The sequence below is a fragment of the Streptomyces gobitricini genome (assembly GCF_039532985.1).
GTDB classification, from domain to species: domain Bacteria; phylum Actinomycetota; class Actinomycetes; order Streptomycetales; family Streptomycetaceae; genus Streptomyces; species Streptomyces gobitricini.
Genome location: NZ_BAAASR010000035.1, coordinates 39,472 through 56,792, shown reverse-complemented (window position 1 = coordinate 56,792; position 17,321 = coordinate 39,472). Strand labels below are relative to the sequence as shown.

Here is a 17,321-nt window from a genome sequence, read left to right as displayed (position 1 = left end):
ACCGGACGGTGGCCCAGGGCGTCGGCCACGGCGCTCACGGGCCGGGCGCGTCGGTTCAGTCCCCCAACTCCCGCCACTCCGGCCGGGCTTCGGAGCGGGCGATGTTCGGCTGTCGCGGGCTCGACGCACAGGGGCGCGCCATAGTCACGGCCCGAACGGGCCGCCCGTCCCGTTCCGCTGACCGGGGCGGGCCGCGCCGCGCCGCTCCTCCTCCCGCCGCTCCTCCTCCCGCAGCGCCTCCTCCATCACCGACCGGGCGATCGGTGCCGCGCTGCCGCCGCCGCTGATGTCCTCCCGGTTGGCCGAGGCGTCCTCCACGACCACCGCCACCGCCACCGCCGGGCGGCCCGAGCCCTGCGCCTGTGCCCAGCCGATGAACCACGCGTAGGGCGTGCCGATGTTGCCCACGCCGTGCTGCGCGGTGCCGGTCTTCCCGCCGACCCGTGCGCCCGCGATGGCCGCCTTGCTGCCCGAGCCGCCGTCGACGACGTCCACCATCAGCTGCTGGAGCCGCAGCGCGGTCGGCGGCAGCATCGCCTGCCGGTAGGTGCGGCGGACGTGCTGGGTCACGGTGTCGCCGTCGGCGGTCGTCGTCCGGTCCACCAGGTGCGGGTGGGCGATCTCGCCGCCGTTGGCGACCGCCGCGGCGACCATCGCCATCTGGAGCGGGGTGGCCCTGGTGTCGTACTGGCCGATGGCGGAGAGCGCCAGCCGGTCCACCGTCATCCCGTTGTCGAAGTTGGACCTGGCGACCGCCGACGGCACGCGCAGCGAGGTGTCGTTGAAGCCGAACCGCGCCACCGCGTCGAGCATCCCCGAGGCCCCCACCTTCACCCCCAGGTGGGCCAGCACGGTGTTGCAGGACCAGCGGATCGCGTACGCCAGCGAGGCGCCGCCGCACCCCTTCGCCTCGTTGGGCAGCACGGTGCGCGTGCCCGGCAGCAGGTACGGGTCGGGGGTGCCGGTCGGGGCGTCGACGTCCGTGACGATCCCGGCGTCCATCGCGGCCGCCGCGGTCACGATCTTGAACGTGGAGCCGGGCGGATAGGTCTGCCGCAGGGCCCTGTTCAGCATGGGCTGGTCCCGCGCCGCGTTGAGCCGGGCCCAGGTCGCGGCCACCTCGCGGCCGGTCCCGGACAGCAGGCCGGGGTCGTAGGAGGGGCTGCTCACCAGCGCCAGGACGCGCCCGCTGGACGGTTCGAGGGCGGCGACCGCGCCGCGCCGGCCGCCGAGCGCCTCGTACGCCACGCGTTGCAGCGGCTCGCGGATCGTGGTGACGACGTTCCCGCCCGGCGGCCGCGTGCGGCTGAGGTCGTACCAGAAGGGGAAGGGCGTGAGCATCGGGCTCGTACCGGCCAGGACGGGGTCCTCGGCGTGCTCCAGGAGGGCGGTCCCGTACGTCTGCGAGGCGTACCCGGTCACCGGGGCGTACAGCGGGCCGTCGGTGTACGTGCGCTCGTGGCGCAGTTGTTCACCGGTGTCCTTGGAGCCGGTGACCGGCCTGCCGTCGACCACGATGTCCCCGCGCGGCTCGGCGTACCGGGCCATGACCGGGCGCCGGTTGGCCGGGTTCCCGTCCAGCGACGGTGCCTCGACGACCTGGACGCGGGCGGCGTTCACCAGCAGGGCGGCGAGCAGGAGCAGGCACAGGAGGGCGGCGTGCCGGATGCAGGGGATCACCGGACCTCCGTCGTGGCGGGCAGGATGGCCCCCGGCTCGACGCCTTCGGGCTCGGGGGCGCGGGCGGAGTCGCTGACGCGGACCAGGAGCGCCACGATGATCCAGTTGGTGACCACCGACGAACCGCCCTGCGCGAGGAACGGCATGGCCATGCCGGTCAGCGGGATCAGCCCCATGACCCCGCCGGCGATGACGAAGACCTGGAGCGCCGGGATCGAGGCGAGGCCGGTGGCGAGGAGCCTGCCGAACGGGTCCCGCAGCGCGAGGCCGGTCCGGAAACCGCGGGCCACGAGCAGGGCGTACAGGAGGAAGACGGCCGTCAGCCCGGCCAGGCCCAGCTCCTCGCCCGCGGTGGCCAGGATGAAGTCGGACTTGGCGGCGAAGCCGATCAGGACGGAGTGGCCCAGTCCCAGGCCCGTGCCGAGCATCCCGCCCGCGGCGAAGGCGAACAGCGACTGGGCGAGCTGGCCGGGGCCCCGGCCGGCCTCGATGGAGGCGAACGGGTGCAGCCAGTCCTCCACCCGGCTGTGGACGTGCGGTTCGAGGCCGCCGACCACGAACGCGCCGGCCGCGGCCAGCAGCAGCCCGACGGCCACCCAGCCGGTGCGGCCGGTGGCCACGTACAGCAGGATCACGAACAGCCCGAAGAACAGCAGCGAGGTGCCGAGGTCGCGCTCCAGCACCAGGACGCCCACGCTCACCAGCCAGATCGCGACGATCGGCCCGAGGACCCGCCCGGTGGGCAGTTGCACACCCCAGACGCGGCGGCCGGTGTAGGCGAGGGCGTGGCGGTTGGCGGCGAGGTACGCGGCGAAGAACACCGCGAGCAGGATCTTGGCGAACTCGCCGGGCTGGAAGGAGAATCCGCCGATCCGGATCCAGATCTTGGCGCCGTTGACCGCGGGGAAGAAGATCGGCAGCAGCAACAGGAGCAGGGCGGTGGCGACGGACACGTACGCGTAGCCCTGGAGGGTGCGGTGGTCGCGCAGCAGGACGACCACCGCGATGAAGAGCGCGACGCCGAGCGTGGACCACACCAGCTGGGTGGGCGCGGCGTGGTCGGCGGGGGTCTCCAGGTCGAGGCGGTAGATGAGCACCAGGCCGAGGCCGTTGAGCAGGACCGCGATGGGGAGCAGGAGCGGGTCGGCGTACGGGGCGCGGAGGCGGACCGCCAGGTGCGCGAGCAGCGCCAGGAGCCCGAGCCCGGCGCCGTAGGTGGCGGCGTCCGGCGGGACGGCGCCGTTCCTGGCGAGGCCGACGTTGATGTAGCCGTGGACGGAGATGAGGACGGCGCCGATGAGGAGCGACAGCTCCACCCCCCGGCGCTTGTGCAGACGCACCCCGGGCGGCGGGGCGTCGGCCCTCGTTGCGGTCATGCCTCGCAACGTAGCAAGCGGTGAGGCGTATGTCCCTTATGTCGGGCCTGCGTCGAGCCGTACCGGCCTGCGGTCGTCCCCGGTCGTCCCCAGTCGTCCCCGGTCGTCCCCGCGCGGGCGGGCGGGCGCCGGCCACGGGCTTCCGGCCCGGCGGGCGGCCAGTGGGGTCAGCGGGAGGTCAGCGGGGGGTCAGCGGGCGGCGGTGGGGGCGGGTGGCTCCGGGGCGTCGCGGTACTCGGGCAGCGTCAGACGGGCTTCCGCACCGCCGTCGGGGGCGTTGCCGAAGCGGAGTTCCGCGCCGATCGCCGAGGCCTGGCCCGCCGCGATGGTCAGGCCCAGGCCGTGGCCCTTGCCTCCGCTCTCCGTACGGAACCGCTGGGGCCCGTGCTCCAGGAGGTACTCCGGGTACCCGGTCCCGTGGTCACGGACCGTCAGCACCGGGCCGTCCACCGCCACGACGACCGGTGGCCTGCCGTGCTTGTGGGCGTTGGCGAGCAGATTGCCCAGCACCCGCTCGAGACGCCGCCTGTCCGTCTCCACGCGCGCGTCCCGGACGATCCGTACCTCCGTGGCCGTGCCCGACGCCCGCACCACCCGCTCGGCCAGCGGCCCCAGCTCGTACACGTCGAGGTCGACCGTCCCGGTGCGCGCGTCCAGCCGGGAGATCTCCAGCAGGTCCTCCGTGAGCGCCCGCATCGCCTTCACCCGGTCCCGCACCAGCTCCGCGGGCCGCCCGGGCGGCAGCAGCTCGGCCGCCGCCGACAGCCCCGTCAGGGGCGTGCGCAGCTCGTGCGCCACGTCCGCCGTGAAGCGCTGCTCGCTCAGCAGCTTGCCCTGGAGGCTGGACGCCATCGTGTCCAGCGCTCCCGACACCGTCGCCACTTCGTCCTCCGGACGCGAGGGGTCCTTCGTGCGCGGGTCGTTGACCCGCGCGTCCAGGTCGCCCGCGCTGATGCGTCTCGCCACCTGCGCGGTCAGGTGCAGCCGCCGCGTCACCCGGGTCACCGCGAACGAGCCGACCAGCAGCGTCGCGCCGATGGCCAGGACGGAGGAGCCCAGGATCGCCTTGTCCAGCCCGCTGATCGTGCCCGCGCTCAGCGAGTAGTCCACGCGCACCGCCAGCGCCCGGCCGTCGGCGGGTCCCGCCGCCCATATGGCGGGCCGGCCCGCCGGGTCGTCGGCGACCACCGTGCCGCGCTCACCCCGGACCGCCATCGCCCGCAGCGCGGAGGGCAGGCCGTCCGGGTCGACGCCCGCGGACGGCGGCAACGGCTCGCCCGCCTCGTACGCGCGCGTCACCTCCGCCAGGTGGTCCAGCGCCTTCTCCCGCGCCGTGTCCACCGTCTGCCGGGTCACCGACACGTGCACCAGCGCGCCCAGCAGGGCGGCGAGCGCACAGCACATCACCGTGATGAAGACCCCGGCCTTCCACGTCAGGGTCGCCGCCCAGGCCGGCGGCCGGGGGCGGCGCATCACGCGCCGTCCGAGGGGGACGCGGGGGGCGGAGAGCTCCGCTTCGGCGGTACGGGCTTCACGCGGACGATCTCGTCGCGCGTCGGCAGCATCGCCCGCTGCTGGGCGTCCCACGACCACGCGGTGCGGTACTCGTACCCCGGGATGCCCGCCGAGACGACCCGTACGACCAGGTCCTTGCCCGCGAGCTGCACGCCCACGACCTGGTCGACGGTCGACATGATCCGGGTCAGGCCGCCCTTCTCGGGCATGTAGACGCGCAGCCCGGTCTGCTGGTCCGGCATCCGGATGCCGACGACCAGCTCGTCCCTGCCGTCCCCGGTGAGGTCCCGGTAGTACGGCTTCAGCACCGGGCACCGCCCCGGCTCGCTCCCGCACGCGCGGATCCGGCCGGCCGTCTCCTCGTACATCCCGTCGGGGCCGCTGTACGCGTCGGGGTGCGCCGCCACCTCGGCCTGGACGACGGCGACCGGGTCGACCCGGTGGACGTCGCCGCCGGGAGCCTCGATACCGGGCACCCGAGCGGTGTCGCTCTCGCCGTAGTCGTACGGCGGTGCCGTGACCGGCGGCAGGTCGGGCCAGAGCCGGACCGGGCCGACGGCCGTGGGCGTGGGACCCGCGCTCCGGAGCTCGCCCGCGTCGCCGCACCCCGCCAGCAGCAGCGCGGCCACGGCCGTGCCGGGCAGCAGCGCCGCGTACACGGCCGGGCGGTGCGGGCTCACGGTGCTCCCTGAATGATGCGGCGGCGCCGGTGGCCGGCGGGTGGACTTCCCGACAACCTTATTCGTACGGAAGTCCCTTTTGTCGACCCGGCCCGGTCACCCCGGTCGTCCGCCCCGGCCGCCCCAGGCACCCCACCCGCCCCGCCGCCGCGTGTCAGCCGCGTCCGCGCGTCCCCGCATTCCGCGTCCGTCGCCGGGCGTCCCCGCGCCCGCGCGTCACCGCGCCCGCGTGCCGCCCGACAGCATCCGGTCGGCCTGCTCCCGCGTGACCCGCTCCTCCGCGCCGCAGAACGTGCACTGCGTGCGGTACGACGTGGACACCGGGAAGAGCGGCACGAAGAACAGCGTGAACTTGGTGGTCCTCTTCCGCAGCGCGTGCGCGGCGGGGTTGCCGCACCGGCCGCACACCAGCGTCAGCATCGCCAGCTGCCGGAGGTACCCCTTCGTCCCGAAGATGATCATCCGATGCTCTCCTCTCCGGAGTGGCCCAGCGCCCGTCGGCACAGCGCCAGCAACTTCTCGTCGTGATGGACGTCGTGCTCGCCCGACGTGCCCTCCGACACGTTGTGCCGACGCGCGCGGGCCAGCTCCGCCCGCAGCAGCGGGGCCGCCTCCGCCGGTACGTGCCCCAGCTCCGCGAGGCACCCGGCGATCTCCACGCGCGTGTGCCGGTTCTCCTTCCAGGCTCCCACCAGCACCGGCAGGGCCGCCCGTACGTCACCGGTCGCCCGGCACAGCGCCACGGCCGCGTCCACCCGCAGCCACACCCCCGGCGCCGACAGGCACGCCCGCAGCTCCGGAGCCACCGCTCCGGCCGCCCGCCCCATCGCGCCCACCGCCCGGGCCGCCTCCCGCCGGTGCGCCGCGTCCGGCGCCAGCAGCCGGGCCCGCAGCCGCGGCAGTACGGCACCGGCGTCGCCCTCCACCGCCCACAGCGCGCGGGCCGCCGACGTCACCACCGCCACCGAGCAGTCGTCCAGCAGCGCCCGCAGGTCACCGGCCGCCTCGCCCGCCGCCGGCCCGAACGCGGTCAGCGCCCGCAACGACGACTCCACCACCCACTCCCGCCGGAACGCGGGCGCCCCGCGCAGCACCCGCAGGACCTCCTCCAGCGCCTCCGACGCGCCCAGGTGCGCAAGCGCCAGCAGCAGGGGACCGGCCTCCTCACCGAGCTCCTCGTCCAGCGGCAGCCCGCCGAGCCGGTACCGCAGCGCGGGCACCAGCGGGACCGCGGCCTCGCCCAGGTGGGTGATCGCGTAACCGAGCCGGCCGTCCAGGCGGGGCTCCTCCAGGGCGCGGGCCAGCGCCGGTACCGCCCGAGCGTCACCGGTACGGGTGAGGGCCAGCAGCGCGCTTCCCGTGCCCGGCCGGCCGCCCGCCCGCTCCGACGCCCAGGGGGCCGGGTCGGCCGCCACCCTGGCCGCCAGCGCGTCGGCCGCCGGGCGGGCCACCTCGAACAGGCCCTCCAGCCACACGACGGCGGCCTCCCGCAGCCGTGGCTCGGGGTCGCCCAGCTGCGCCCCGACGAGCCGCACCACCTCGTCGTACGCCCCCCGCCACGTACGCACCAGGCCGCCGCACATCCACACCGCGTCCGCCCGCTGGTCCCGGTCGGGGCTGCGCAACTGGGCGGTGACCAGAGCGATCCGGTCCTCGACCCGGTCGTCCAGGGCACTGTGCAGGGTGCGCAGCAGGTCGTCGGCCCACGCGGAGCCGCGCCCGGCCCGCTGCTCCTCGCGCAGTTCCCGCAACTGCCCCACCAGGGTGGGCGCCAAGGGCCGCGGCTCGACCGCCTCCGGCTGGTCGGGCACCTCCGGCAGCTCGGTCAGTTCCGCGAGGACGGCCAGGTCGGTGAGGTCCGGGAGGCGGGCCACGGCGGCCATCTCCTCCAGGCCGGGCGGCGGCGCCGGACGCCCGCCGTGCCCCGGCGCCTCCCGCAGCCGGTCCAGCAGTTCCGTCACCGTCACCACCACGTCCCGCGGCAGCCGGTCGGGGGCGCACCGGGCCAGCTGGGCGAGGGCGGCGAGACGCAGGGCCGGGTCCTGGGCGGCGCCCGTGAGCCAGCCGAGCCAGTCGGCGATCTCGTCCCGCAGCGACTCGTACCGCAGGGCGATCCGGCCCACGGCCTCCACCAGGGCGAGCCGCACCTCCCTGTCCGTCTCGGCGGTCAGCCGCTCGCGGAGCAGGACCAGCACCCGCGCGGGGTCCTGGTGCAGCGAGGCGAGCGCGCCCGGCGCCGCGAGGCGCACCTCCCGGTCGTCGTCGCCGACCAGCGCCAGGAACACGTCCGCTCCGGCGGCGACGGCGGCGGCGGCCATCGCGTAGTTCGCGGCGTCCTCGAACTCCTCGTCCTCCGGGTCGAGCTCGTCCAGCTCGTCGTCGCCGCCCAGGTCGATACCGCCGATGCTGGTCAGCAGCTCGATGACGCAGCCACGGTCCTGGACCTCCGGCCTGGCCACCAGCTCCAGCAGGAAGGGGATGCAGGCGAGCGTCGAGTCGTACACGTCACCCTGGTGGTGCACCGCCCCGTACATGCCGTCCAGCGCGACCTCGCGCTCCATCGGATCGGGAGAAGCGAGCCCGCGCAGCAGCCCGGGCACGTCGTCGGCCGGACCGTAGGCATGACCCAGCGAGGCCCAGTCGACCTCGTCGATCCCCGTGAACATGCCGTCCCTCCCCGCGAACACTGCACTTGGGGGCAATAGTGCACCACACCACCGAGCACGACGCCCCGGCAATCGGACACGCTCCGGCACCGTCGCCCGCCCGACTCCTGCCCCCCTCCCGCCCCCGTAAGGCTCCTTCCCCCGCTCCCGTGAGGCCCGGCCGTTCCCATGGGCGTGCGGCTGATGGGGGCATGAGCGCACCGCGCGTCACACCTGCCCGACCGGGGGCCGCGACCGGCTGTGCGTCCGCCTGCCGCGCGCCCGGGACATCGACTGATACGAACCGGACAACGGCCGGATCAGCCTCATCCGGGAGGAGTACGAGGACGATGTCCTGGCCGCGCTGACGCGGACTCGCCGTACGTGCCGGCCCGCGACGGCCCGCGACCGGCGCACCTGGCCGCCGCCCTAGGCGCGGTCCTTGTCGCCGTTCTCCTCCCGCCGGCCCTCGTCCTTCTCCCGCTGGTCCTCGTCCTTCAGCCGCAGCACCGTCGTCACCGTGTGCCGGGTCGTGCCGGTGGCGACCTCCGCCCTCAGCTCCGGCGGGACCGACCGGTAGGGCACTTCGCCGAGGCCGACGGCCATCGCCGTGCCCTGCTCCCCCTGGGGCAGCGCGGCGAGCGCGGCACCCGCGCGGGCGCGCAGGGCCGGTGGCAGGGGACTGGAGACGACCGGGGTGTCGTCGTCGGGCAGGACCAGCACCAGGGAGGCGGGCCGCCGCCGGCTGCCGGTGAACCCGACCACCACCGCGTCCCGGGTGTCGGTGTGCCGGAGCTTGCGCCACGCGCGCGTGCCCGCCTTGTACGGCTGGTCCAGGCGCTTGACGACCAGCCCTTCCACGCCGATCCCGGGCAGCGTCTCGTACCAGGTCGCGGCCAGCTCCGGGTCGGTGGTCATCGGTACGGGCTGGATCGGCGGGCCCACGTCCGCGAGGAGCTCCACCAGCCTCTCGCGGCGTACCGCGTACCGCCGGGGCCGCAGGTCGGCGCCGCCCGAGGCGAGGACGTCGAAGGCGGCGTACGAGGCGGGCAGCCGCGCCGCGAGCCCCGGTGCCCGGCCGGGGGTGGCGGCGGCCCGGCCCTGGACGGCGGCGAAGTCGATGCGCCCCTCCCGCCAGACGACGACCTCGCCGTCCAGCACCGTGCCGTCCGGCAGCGCCCGTGCGGCGGCGGCCAGATCGGGGAACGCGGCCGTGACGATCCGTCCCGAGCGGGCCTGGAGCACCACCCCGTCACCTTCCCGGAAGATCACCATCCGGTGACCGTCGAACTTGGGCTCGTACGCGAGTCCCGGCTCGCGCGGCAGCGTGCCCACGGTCTGCGCGAGGGCGACCCGCAACGGCGGCTTCAGCGTCACGGCAGCCGCCCCGCCCTGTCCGGGTCCAGCAGCGGTGCCAGCAGGTCGCCGTAGTCCTGGAGCCGGGGCGCCATGTCCGCCATGAGGAACGTCAGCTGCGCGGGGTCGCCGCAGGCCTCGACCTCCTCCCAGGTCACCGGCGCCGAGGCGGCCGGTTCACGGCGGGCGCGCAGCGTGTAGGGGGCGGCCGTGGTCTTGGCGGCGTTGTTCTGGCTGTGGTCCACGAAGACCTTGCCGGGGCGCAGCGCCTTGGTCATCCGGTGCACGACCAGCGCCGGGAGCTCCGCCTCGGCCTCGACGGCGAGCTGTTTCGCGTACGCCTGGACCCGTTCGGCAGGGGCCGGTTCCAGCGGTACGTACAGGTGCAGGCCCTTGGCGCCGGACGTCTTGGCGTACGCCTCCAGGCCGTCCTCCGCGAGGCGCTCGCGCAGCCAGAGCGCGGCCCGGCAGCACTCCACGACGGTCGCGGGCGGGCCGGGATCCAGGTCCAGGACGAGCCGGTCGGCGAGGGCGGGGGCGTCGGCCAGCCATTGGGGGGTGTGGAGCTCCACGACCAGGTTCGCCGCCCACATCAGGGAGGGGAGGTCCTGGACGAGCACCTGGCGGGCGTTCTTGTCCTCCGAGCGGGGGACGGAGACGGTTTTCACCCAGGAGGGTGTGCCGGGCGGCGGGTTCTTGGTGAAGAACAGCTGGCCGTCGGGGCCGTCGGGATAGCGGAGGAACGACAGGGGACGGCCCAGCAGGTGGGGGAGGAGGCAGGGGGCGACGGTGGCGTAATAGTGCAGGAGCTCGCCCTTGGTGGTCCCGGTGGCGGGATGGATGACCTTCTCCAGGTTGCTGAGCGCCAGGCGCCGCCCCTCCACCTCCGTGATCGGCGTCATACCATGAGAATCCCACGAATCAGGACGAAAGGGATGAAACGTGCGATCCATCTGGAATGGCGCCATCTCATTCGGTCTGGTCAGCATCCCCATCAAGCTGGTGAACGCGACCGAGAACCGGTCCATCTCCTTCCGGCAGATCCACACGGAGGACGGCGGCCGGATCCGCTACCGCAAGGTGTGCGAGCTGGACGGCGAGGAGGTGACGTCGGACGAGATCGGCAAGGCGTACGAAGAGGCCGACGGGACCATGATCCCGATCACCGACGAGGATCTGGCCTCCCTGCCGCTGCCGACCGCGAAGACGATCGAGATCGTCGCGTTCGTACCGGCGTCCCAGATCGACCCGCTGCAGATCGACACGGCGTACTACCTCTCCGCCAACGGTGTGCCGGCCGCGAAGCCCTACACGCTGCTGCGGGAGGCGCTCAAACGCAGCGAGCGGGTCGCCATCGCGAAGTTCGCGCTGCGCGGGCGCGAGCGGCTCGGGATGCTGCGGGTCGTCGATGACGTCATCGCCATGCACGGGCTGCTGTGGCCGGACGAGATCCGCCGTCCCGAGGGCGTGGCCCCGGACACCTCCGTGACGGTCCGCGACGCCGAACTCGACCTGGCGGACGCCCTGATGGACACCCTCGGCGAGGTCGACATCGAGTCGCTGCACGACGACTACCGGTCGGCGGTGGAGGAGATGATCGCCGCGAAGGCGGAGGGCACGGAGGTCGCCGCGCCCACGAAGGAACGGCCCGGGGGCCAGGTCATCGACCTGATGGCGGCGCTGGAGAGCAGCGTGCGCGCGGCCCGGGAGGCCCGTGGCGAGGGCGAGCCGGAGGCGTCCGTGCACGAGCTGTCCGGCCGCAAGAAGACCGCTGCCGCCGCCCGTAGCGCACCCAAGGAGAGCGGCGCCAAGAAGTCCACGGCCAAGTCACCCGCCAAGAAGGCCGCGCCCGCCCGCAAGTCCACCTCCAAGACGGGCGCGAGCGGCAAGACGGCCGAGAAGAAGACCACCGCGAAGAAGTCCACCGCCAAGAAGACCCCACCCCGCAAACGCGCCTCCTGACGCCCCCCGCCGGCACCCCCGCACCCGCCGGACCCCACCGGGCGGGAGTCGCGGGGGCTGCGGGGGACACGCACACTCCGCAGCGAGCGACTTCCATCCGCCCGGAACTGGCCCCCCGGCACAGCCCGGCCAGGGGCCGATCCGCCACCACACCCGTCTGGCTAGAGTCCTGGCCGGTACCCTGCCGACCCCTGAGGAGCGCGTGGTGACGATGCCGAGCAACCCCGAACCGGCCCCGGGCCCGCCCATTCCACTTCCCGGCCCGCTGGTGGACGCCGACTGGCTCGCCCAACGCCTCGGAGCACCCGGACTCGTCCTCCTCGACGCCTCCGTGGGCCCGCACCGCGGCCTGCCCCATCGCATCCCAGGGGCACGACCCTTCGACATCGACGGGGCCCTGTCCGACCGTATGAGCCCCCTGCCCCACACCATGCCGCCCGCCGACGCGCTCACCGACGAACTGCGCGCACTCGGCCTGGACGACATCGACACGGTCGTCGTGTACGACGGCGAGGGAATCTACTCCAGCGCACGCGCCTGGTGGATGCTGCGCGCCCTGGGCTTCGACCGCGCCGCCGTCCTCGACGGCGGGCTGCCGGCCTGGACAGCGGCGGGCCGACCGGTGGACCCGCGACCGCCGCACTACGACGGACCGCGCGGCGACTTCACCGCACGACCCCGCCCGGAGCTGCTGGCCGACAGCGCCCGGGTGGCGGCCGCCCTGGCCGACCCGGACTCGGCGGTCCTCGATGCCCGTACCGCCGCCCGCTTCGCCGGCACCGCCCCCGAGCCCCGCCCTGGATTGCGCGGCGGCCACATGCCGGGCGCCCTCAACCTCCCCTTCGGCGACCTTCTGCTCCACGGCCGGATGCGCCCGCCTGAGGAACTGCGCGCCCGTTTCACCGCCCTGACCGGCGGCTGCCACAAGCTCGTCTTCAGCTGCGGCTCGGGCGTCACCGCCTGCGTCCTCGCCCTCGCCGCGCACCTGGCCGACTACGCCGACACAGCGGTCTATGACGGCTCCTGGAGCGAATGGGGCCAGCCCTCGGAACTACCGGTGGTGGTGCCCGCCATACGCGCCCCCGGCTCCGATGCGAACGAGCGGGCAGTGGGGGCGTAGGGGTAACCGAGTGCGCCTGAACGCTGGGCACACGGCAGCCCTCTTTCGGAGTCGTCGGACCGCACGCAGTTCGAGCGCCTACTCCTTCAGGCGGCACCGGCTGCGGGCGGCGAGCGCTCGCGGGCACCTGGCCGGGATCCGGTCCCGCATCCGTATGCTGCTCGGCTCGGCCCGTTCGGCCGGTACGGCTACGTCGAGTACGCCGACGCCCGTGCCTGCGTTGACCAGGCCGGGCAGGCGGTGTCCGCGACCAACGCGTTGACCGGCTCCGGCCGGGCGGTCGACGCGATGGTCATGGCGCGGGACGCGCTCGTCGTCACCTGGCACGGCGAACCGAGTCGGTTCCTCGGCCCGCTTCTCTCCTGCGAGGGAAGGTTCAGCCCGCCTGCCCGAAGGCGCGGACAGCGGGAATGTGTCTCGCCGCCCGGGCAGTCGGAGCGCGATCACCGTGGCAGGCCGTGAAGACGGGACTTCAGTCCGCAGCGGAATGTCCTTCGTTGGCCGCGCCGGACATGGCGATGCAGATGGGGTACCAGGTCAGACTTTGACCACAGTTGCGCGTCCACTGCACAGGGTGGTGAGGTCCTCGGGGTCGGAGGTGAGGATCGTGACCGGCCCGTGTGCGGCCAGGGCGGTGGCGGCGAGCATGGCGTCGATGGCGTACTTCTGGCCGTCCAGGCCGGCGTCCGCGAGGAGCGCTGCGGCGTGGCGGGCGATCGGTTCGGTGATCGGCTCCACGACGAGTCGGGAGAGCGTCCACTCCAGGGCCGGGCGGTTGACGCGGGGGCGGACCACTTCGACGAGGGTCGCTGCTGAGGTGATGACGCGCAGGTCGTCGGCGCGGGCCAGGGCGAGCCAGGTGGTGACTGTGCGGTCGCGCAGGACGGCTTGGGCCAGTCCTTCGCTGTCGAGGACCAGGGTTCCGCCGGGAACAGCGGGGGAGTGGGTCACGCGGCGCTCGCTCCGCGCTGGGTCTGCTCGCGTCGCGCCCGTGTGAGCTGGTCGCGGAGGGCCTGGATCTCTTCGTCGGTGACGGGGCCGTGCTCGGCTTCGGCGACGCTGATGACTTCGTTGAGGTTGTCGCGTTCGATTTGGCGGGCGACTGCCGCAGCCACGTAGGCGGACAGGCCGGAGGGGCCGCTGCGGGCCTTGGCGGCCTCGGCGACGTCGCGCGGCATGGTGATCGAGTATTTGCCGGTAGGCTCGCTCATGCTACCTATCCCACCTCTCATCCTCCCCCGCCTCGGGAGGGGAAGTCCGTCTGTCCCCCTGGCCGCGCATTGCCTCGATGGGTGATGCGTTGATCTGGAGAGAAGCGACCGAACGGGCGGGCACCAGCGTCGAGGCGCTCATGACGCGGGTACGCGAAGTGCCCCTACAGAAACCAGGATTTCGCGAACAGGCGCATCGACAAGCCTCTGGCCAAACGCAATTTGAGGGGTCGTCATGCTTCCTGGGTTACCGAGGCGGCCCGTACACCTCGCGTCCCACGCATGTCCCGCACAAGCCGGTTCCACGGCGTCGAATGCTCCCGATCGCGTCTGGCACGCCGAGGTAAGGGTCCAGGTCGGGGAGGGGTGCGCCGCGAATGTGCAACGGCAAGGCAGGTCGTGTGCCTTGTGACAGGAACAAGAAAGGCGCTGACCCGCATCTCTGCTGGTCAGCGCCCTCATGGCACTTCTCGCGAAGTGCCCCCGGCAGGATTCGAACCTGCGCACACGGCTCCGGAGGCCGTTGCTCTATCCCCTGAGCTACGGGGGCGTGCGCCGCGCTTGGCGGCGACGGGTAGAACACTACCAGTTCCCGGGCGGTGCCTGTGAACAGGTATTTAGGGGTGGTGAGGCAGGGAGTGTCGCCCGTGTGGGGCGGAAGTGGGGAAAACCCGGACGCAGGGCAGGGGCTCGACCTACTCTCGAGTTGTGTCAGGCGCGTCCGGCCGGGTGCTCGTCGTGGACGACAACAGGGTCATCCGGCAGCTGATCAGGGTCAATCTCGAGCTGGAGGGCTTCGAGGTCGTGACCGCGGCCGATGGTGCCGAGTGTCTGGACGTCGTCCATGACGTCTGCCCCGACGTGGTGACCCTCGACGTCGTCATGCCCCGCCTGGACGGTCTGCGGACCGCCGAGCGGTTGCGGGAGGATCCGCGGACCAGACACCTCCCCGTCGCCATCGTCAGCGCGTGCACGCAGTACGAGGTGGAGAGCGGGCTCGCCGCCGGGGTGGACGCGTTCCTGGCGAAGCCCTTCGAGCCGGCCGAGCTCGTGCGGATCGTGCGGCAGCTCATGCAGCGGGAGAGTCCGCCGCCCATCGACGGCCGGAGCGGTGCCGGGCATGCCGGGAGCGCCTGGAGCTGACGTTCGGGCGGAGGCTCGGCAGGCGGTTCGCCGGTCGGCCGCAGCCCCGCCGGCCCCGGCCGCCGTACACCCCCGCGCCCCGCCGGGTGACCGCATCGCGAAACCGGTTCCGCCCGGGAGGGCGTCCTCCCCTACGCTTGTCCCGTGACCCCCGCAGACCTCTCCCTCACCGTGCTGCACGCCGTGCGCCGCGCGGTCGGTGAAGGCGCGCTGCGGCAGGGGACACGGGTGCCCGAGCGGGTCAAGATCGAGCGGCCGCGGCCCGGCGGCAGCGGGGACTGGGCCACCAACGCCGCCCTCCAGCTGGCCCGCGAGGCCGGGATGGAGCCACTGGGCGTCGCCCAGGTGCTGCGGCCCAGGATCGCGGAGGCCGACGGCGTCGAGAGCGTCGAGATCACCGGGCCCGGGTTCCTCAACATCACGCTGGCCGACCGCGGCGGGCGCGCCCTCGTGCGCGACGTCCTCGCCGGGCGCGAGCGCTACGGGCACGGCGACGCCCTGCGGGGGCGCGCCTACCGGCTGGTGCACCCCGGCGACGTACGGGCGACCGTGATGGCGGAGGCGGTACGCGCCCTCCTGCGCGCGCAGGGCGCCGCCGTACTGGACGACGACTGCCCCCATGACGACCGCCCCCAGCGGCGCCCCGCCGCACACGACGCCCACCCGCGCTCCGCCGCCCACCCGCGCCACGACGACCCGCGCGCCGCCCACCCGCCCGCGTACGCCGCCGAGACCGTCACCCTCCGCCCCCTCCCCGTCACCTACGACGTCACCGCCCTCGGCCCCGACGCCGCCCGCTGGGCGCTGCTCCGGCCCGCGGCGCACGACCGGGCCCTCGGCCCCGACGGGCTGCTCGTGCAGAGCGAGGCGAACCCGCTGTTCACCGTGCGGTACGCCCACACGCGGGCGCGCGCCCTCCTCCGTAACGCCGCGCAGCTCGACATCGCGCCCGCGTACGAGGAGGACGTCGACGCCCCGCGCCTCCTCACCGCCCTCGGCGACCACCCCGCCGTTCTCGAAGCCGCCGCCCGTCACCGCGCCCCCGACCGGATCGCCCGGCAGCTGGAGGCCACCGCCGACGCGTTCCTGGGGTTCCAGCACACCGTGCTCCCCCTCGGCGACGAGAAACCCTCGGCCGCCCACCGCTCCCGGCTCGCCCTCGCCGAAGCCGCCGGGACGGTGCTGGCCGGCGGCCTGGCCCTGCTCGGCATCAGCGCCCCTGACTACCTGTGAGAGAGAAATGAGCCGTTCCGCACACCCCGCCGGGCCCCGTCACGCCGATGTCCTCCCCGAGGGCCATTACTCCGCCCCGCCCAGCGACCTCAACCGCCTCGACGAGAAGGTGTGGTCCCGGACCGTCACCCGGAACGACGACGGGGTCCTCACCGTCGGCGGCCTGACCGCCACCGAGCTCGCCGAGGAGTTCGGCACCCCCGCCTACTTCCTCGACGAGGCCGACTTCCGCGCCCGTTGCCGTGCCTGGGCCGAGGCGTTCGGCAAGGACGCGGACGTGTTCTACGCCGGCAAGGCCTTCCTGTCCCGCGCCGTCGTGCGGTGGCTGGAGGAGGAGGGCCTCAACCTCGACGTGTGCTCGGGCGGTGAGCTGACGACGGCTCTCGAGGCCGGTATGCCCGCCGAGCGGATCGCGTTCCACGGCAACAACAAGTCCGCCGGGGAGATCGAGCGGGCGGTGCGCGCCGGGGTCGGGCGGATCGTGCTCGACTCCTTCCAGGAGATCGTGCGCGTCGCGCACATCGCCCAGTCGCTGGGCAAGCGGCAGAAGGTGCAGATCCGGGTGACGGTGGGCGTCGAGGCCCACACGCACGAGTTCATCGCCACCGCCCACGAGGACCAGAAGTTCGGCATCGCGCTGGCCGGCGGGGAGGCCGCCGAGGCCGTCCGGCGGGCGCTGCGGCTGGACGGGCTGGAGCTCATCGGCATCCACTCCCACATCGGTTCGCAGATCTTCGACACCTCCGGATTCGAGGTGGCCGCCCACCGGGTGGTCGGGCTGCTCAAGCAGGTCCGCGACGAGCACGGCGTGGAGCTGCCGGAGATCGACCTCGGCGGCGGCCTCGGCATCGCGTACACCTCCGACGACGACCCGCGCGAGCCGCACGAGATCGCCAAGGCGCTCAGCGACATCGTGACCAGGGAGTGCGAGGCCGCGGGGTTGCGTACGCCGCGCATCTCCGTCGAGCCCGGGCGCGCCATCGTCGGTCCCACCGCGTTCACGCTGTACGAGGTGGGGACGGTCAAGCCGCTCGCCGGGCTGCGTACGTACGTGAGTGTCGACGGCGGCATGTCGGACAACATCCGCACCGCCCTGTACGACGCGGAGTACTCCGTCTCCCTGGTGTCCCGGACGAGCGATGCCGAGCCGATGCTCAGCCGGGTCGTCGGCAAGCACTGCGAGAGCGGCGACATCGTGGTCAAGGACGCGTTCCTGCCGGCCGACGTCGCACCGGGCGACCTCATCGCCGTACCGGCCACCGGCGCGTACTGCCGTTCCATGGCCAGCAACTACAACCACGCCCTCCGGCCTCCCGTCGTCGCGGTGAGGGACGGGGAGGCACGTGTGATCGTCCGGCGCGAGACAGAGGAAGATCTTCTGCGGCTCGATGTCGGCTGAT

At 73.8% G+C, this 17,321-nt stretch carries 15 protein-coding genes, 1 tRNA gene and 1 pseudogene; 6 read left to right on the top strand and 11 right to left on the bottom strand.

Features of this window, described 5'->3' with window-relative positions:
- Positions 1 to 144: 144 nt before the first annotated feature.
- From ABD347_RS26620 to ligD, 8 genes are all read right to left on the bottom strand, one after another.
- Positions 145 to 1,680, bottom strand: coding sequence for a penicillin-binding transpeptidase domain-containing protein (locus ABD347_RS26620; RefSeq protein WP_344365917.1), 1,536 nt, complete (start codon positions 1,678 to 1,680; stop codon positions 145 to 147).
- On the bottom strand, positions 1,677 to 3,056 hold the full coding sequence (locus tag ABD347_RS26615) for an FtsW/RodA/SpoVE family cell cycle protein (protein WP_344365915.1): 1,380 nt from the start codon (positions 3,054 to 3,056) through the stop codon (positions 1,677 to 1,679). The genes ABD347_RS26620 and ABD347_RS26615 overlap by 4 nt, the downstream gene beginning before the upstream one ends.
- 189 nt (positions 3,057 to 3,245) lie before the next feature.
- Entirely contained in the window at positions 3,246 to 4,529 is a 1,284-nt protein-coding gene (locus ABD347_RS26610) for an ATP-binding protein (RefSeq protein WP_344365967.1), read from the bottom strand.
- Positions 4,529 to 5,251 (bottom strand): hypothetical protein, encoded by a 723-nt coding sequence (locus ABD347_RS26605; protein WP_344365913.1) that lies wholly within the window; start codon positions 5,249 to 5,251, stop codon positions 4,529 to 4,531. Before ABD347_RS26605 ends, ABD347_RS26610 begins: the two co-directional genes overlap by 1 nt.
- A 216-nt stretch (positions 5,252 to 5,467) precedes the next feature.
- Positions 5,468 to 5,713, bottom strand: a complete 246-nt coding sequence (locus ABD347_RS26600; protein WP_344365910.1) for a zinc-ribbon domain-containing protein — start codon at positions 5,711 to 5,713, stop codon at positions 5,468 to 5,470.
- Positions 5,710 to 7,917 (bottom strand): PBS lyase, encoded by a 2,208-nt coding sequence (locus tag ABD347_RS26595; RefSeq protein WP_344365907.1) that lies wholly within the window; start codon positions 7,915 to 7,917, stop codon positions 5,710 to 5,712. Before ABD347_RS26595 ends, ABD347_RS26600 begins: the two co-directional genes overlap by 4 nt.
- Before the next feature lie 408 nt (positions 7,918 to 8,325).
- A complete protein-coding gene (locus tag ABD347_RS26590; RefSeq protein WP_344365905.1) occupies positions 8,326 to 9,273 on the bottom strand; it encodes an ATP-dependent DNA ligase in 948 nt (315 codons plus the stop codon).
- The gene (ligD, locus tag ABD347_RS26585; RefSeq protein ID WP_344365903.1) at positions 9,270 to 10,154 is read right to left on the bottom strand and encodes a non-homologous end-joining DNA ligase; all 885 of its coding nucleotides are present in this window, start codon (positions 10,152 to 10,154) and stop codon (positions 9,270 to 9,272) included. Before ligD ends, ABD347_RS26590 begins: the two co-directional genes overlap by 4 nt.
- 40 nt (positions 10,155 to 10,194) lie before the next feature.
- Between ligD and ku the strand changes: the two genes are divergently transcribed.
- From ku to ABD347_RS26570, 3 genes and pseudogenes are all read left to right on the top strand, one after another.
- Complete coding sequence (ku, locus tag ABD347_RS26580) at positions 10,195 to 11,214, top strand: non-homologous end joining protein Ku (RefSeq protein WP_344365900.1); 1,020 nt, start codon at positions 10,195 to 10,197, stop codon at positions 11,212 to 11,214.
- Between the two features lie 211 nt (positions 11,215 to 11,425).
- On the top strand, positions 11,426 to 12,334 hold the full coding sequence (locus ABD347_RS26575; RefSeq protein WP_344365965.1) for a sulfurtransferase: 909 nt from the start codon (positions 11,426 to 11,428) through the stop codon (positions 12,332 to 12,334).
- A gap of 88 nt (positions 12,335 to 12,422) precedes the next feature.
- A pseudogene (locus tag ABD347_RS26570) lies at positions 12,423 to 12,646 on the top strand (SWIM zinc finger family protein); the annotation flags it as partial.
- A 225-nt stretch (positions 12,647 to 12,871) separates the two neighbouring features.
- Here ABD347_RS26570 and ABD347_RS26565 read toward each other — a convergent pair.
- The 3 genes from ABD347_RS26565 to ABD347_RS26555 form a co-directional block, all read right to left on the bottom strand.
- On the bottom strand, positions 12,872 to 13,285 hold the full coding sequence (locus ABD347_RS26565) for a PIN domain-containing protein (RefSeq protein WP_344365898.1): 414 nt from the start codon (positions 13,283 to 13,285) through the stop codon (positions 12,872 to 12,874).
- Positions 13,282 to 13,545, bottom strand: coding sequence for a CopG family transcriptional regulator (locus tag ABD347_RS26560; RefSeq protein ID WP_344365896.1), 264 nt, complete (start codon positions 13,543 to 13,545; stop codon positions 13,282 to 13,284). Before ABD347_RS26560 ends, ABD347_RS26565 begins: the two co-directional genes overlap by 4 nt.
- Before the next feature lie 478 nt (positions 13,546 to 14,023).
- Positions 14,024 to 14,095 (bottom strand) — tRNA-Arg (locus tag ABD347_RS26555).
- 110 nt (positions 14,096 to 14,205) lie between these two features.
- Between ABD347_RS26555 and ABD347_RS26550 the strand changes: the two genes are divergently transcribed.
- The 3 genes from ABD347_RS26550 (at position 14,206) to lysA (ending at position 17,320) form a co-directional block, all read left to right on the top strand.
- Positions 14,206 to 14,688: a response regulator gene (locus ABD347_RS26550; RefSeq protein WP_344365894.1), complete on the top strand. Its 483-nt coding sequence runs from the start codon at positions 14,206 to 14,208 to the stop codon at positions 14,686 to 14,688.
- Positions 14,689 to 14,832: 144 nt separating this feature from the next.
- Positions 14,833 to 15,921, top strand: coding sequence for an ArgS-related anticodon-binding protein NrtL (gene nrtL, locus ABD347_RS26545; protein ID WP_344365892.1), 1,089 nt, complete (start codon positions 14,833 to 14,835; stop codon positions 15,919 to 15,921).
- Positions 15,922 to 15,928: 7 nt separating this feature from the next.
- Entirely contained in the window at positions 15,929 to 17,320 is a 1,392-nt protein-coding gene (gene lysA / locus ABD347_RS26540; RefSeq protein WP_344365891.1) for a diaminopimelate decarboxylase, read from the top strand.
- The last annotated feature ends 1 nt before the right edge of the window (position 17,321 follow it).

Excerpts from the sequence above, each read along its gene's own strand:
- lysA (WP_344365891.1), top strand. The coding sequence starts at position 15,929 with ATGAGCCGTTCCGCACACCCCGCCGGGCCCCGTCACGCCGATGTCCTC.
- ABD347_RS26610 (WP_344365967.1), bottom strand. The coding sequence starts at position 4,529 with ATGCGCCGCCCCCGGCCGCCGGCCTGGGCGGCGACCCTGACGTGGAAG.
- ligD (WP_344365903.1), bottom strand. The coding sequence starts at position 10,154 with ATGACGCCGATCACGGAGGTGGAGGGGCGGCGCCTGGCGCTCAGCAAC.
- ABD347_RS26615 (WP_344365915.1), bottom strand. The coding sequence starts at position 3,056 with ATGACCGCAACGAGGGCCGACGCCCCGCCGCCCGGGGTGCGTCTGCAC.
- ABD347_RS26595 (WP_344365907.1), bottom strand. The coding sequence starts at position 7,917 with ATGTTCACGGGGATCGACGAGGTCGACTGGGCCTCGCTGGGTCATGCC.
- ABD347_RS26560 (WP_344365896.1), bottom strand. The coding sequence starts at position 13,545 with ATGAGCGAGCCTACCGGCAAATACTCGATCACCATGCCGCGCGACGTC.
- ABD347_RS26600 (WP_344365910.1), bottom strand. The coding sequence starts at position 5,713 with ATGATCATCTTCGGGACGAAGGGGTACCTCCGGCAGCTGGCGATGCTG.
- ABD347_RS26575 (WP_344365965.1), top strand. The coding sequence starts at position 11,426 with ATGCCGAGCAACCCCGAACCGGCCCCGGGCCCGCCCATTCCACTTCCC.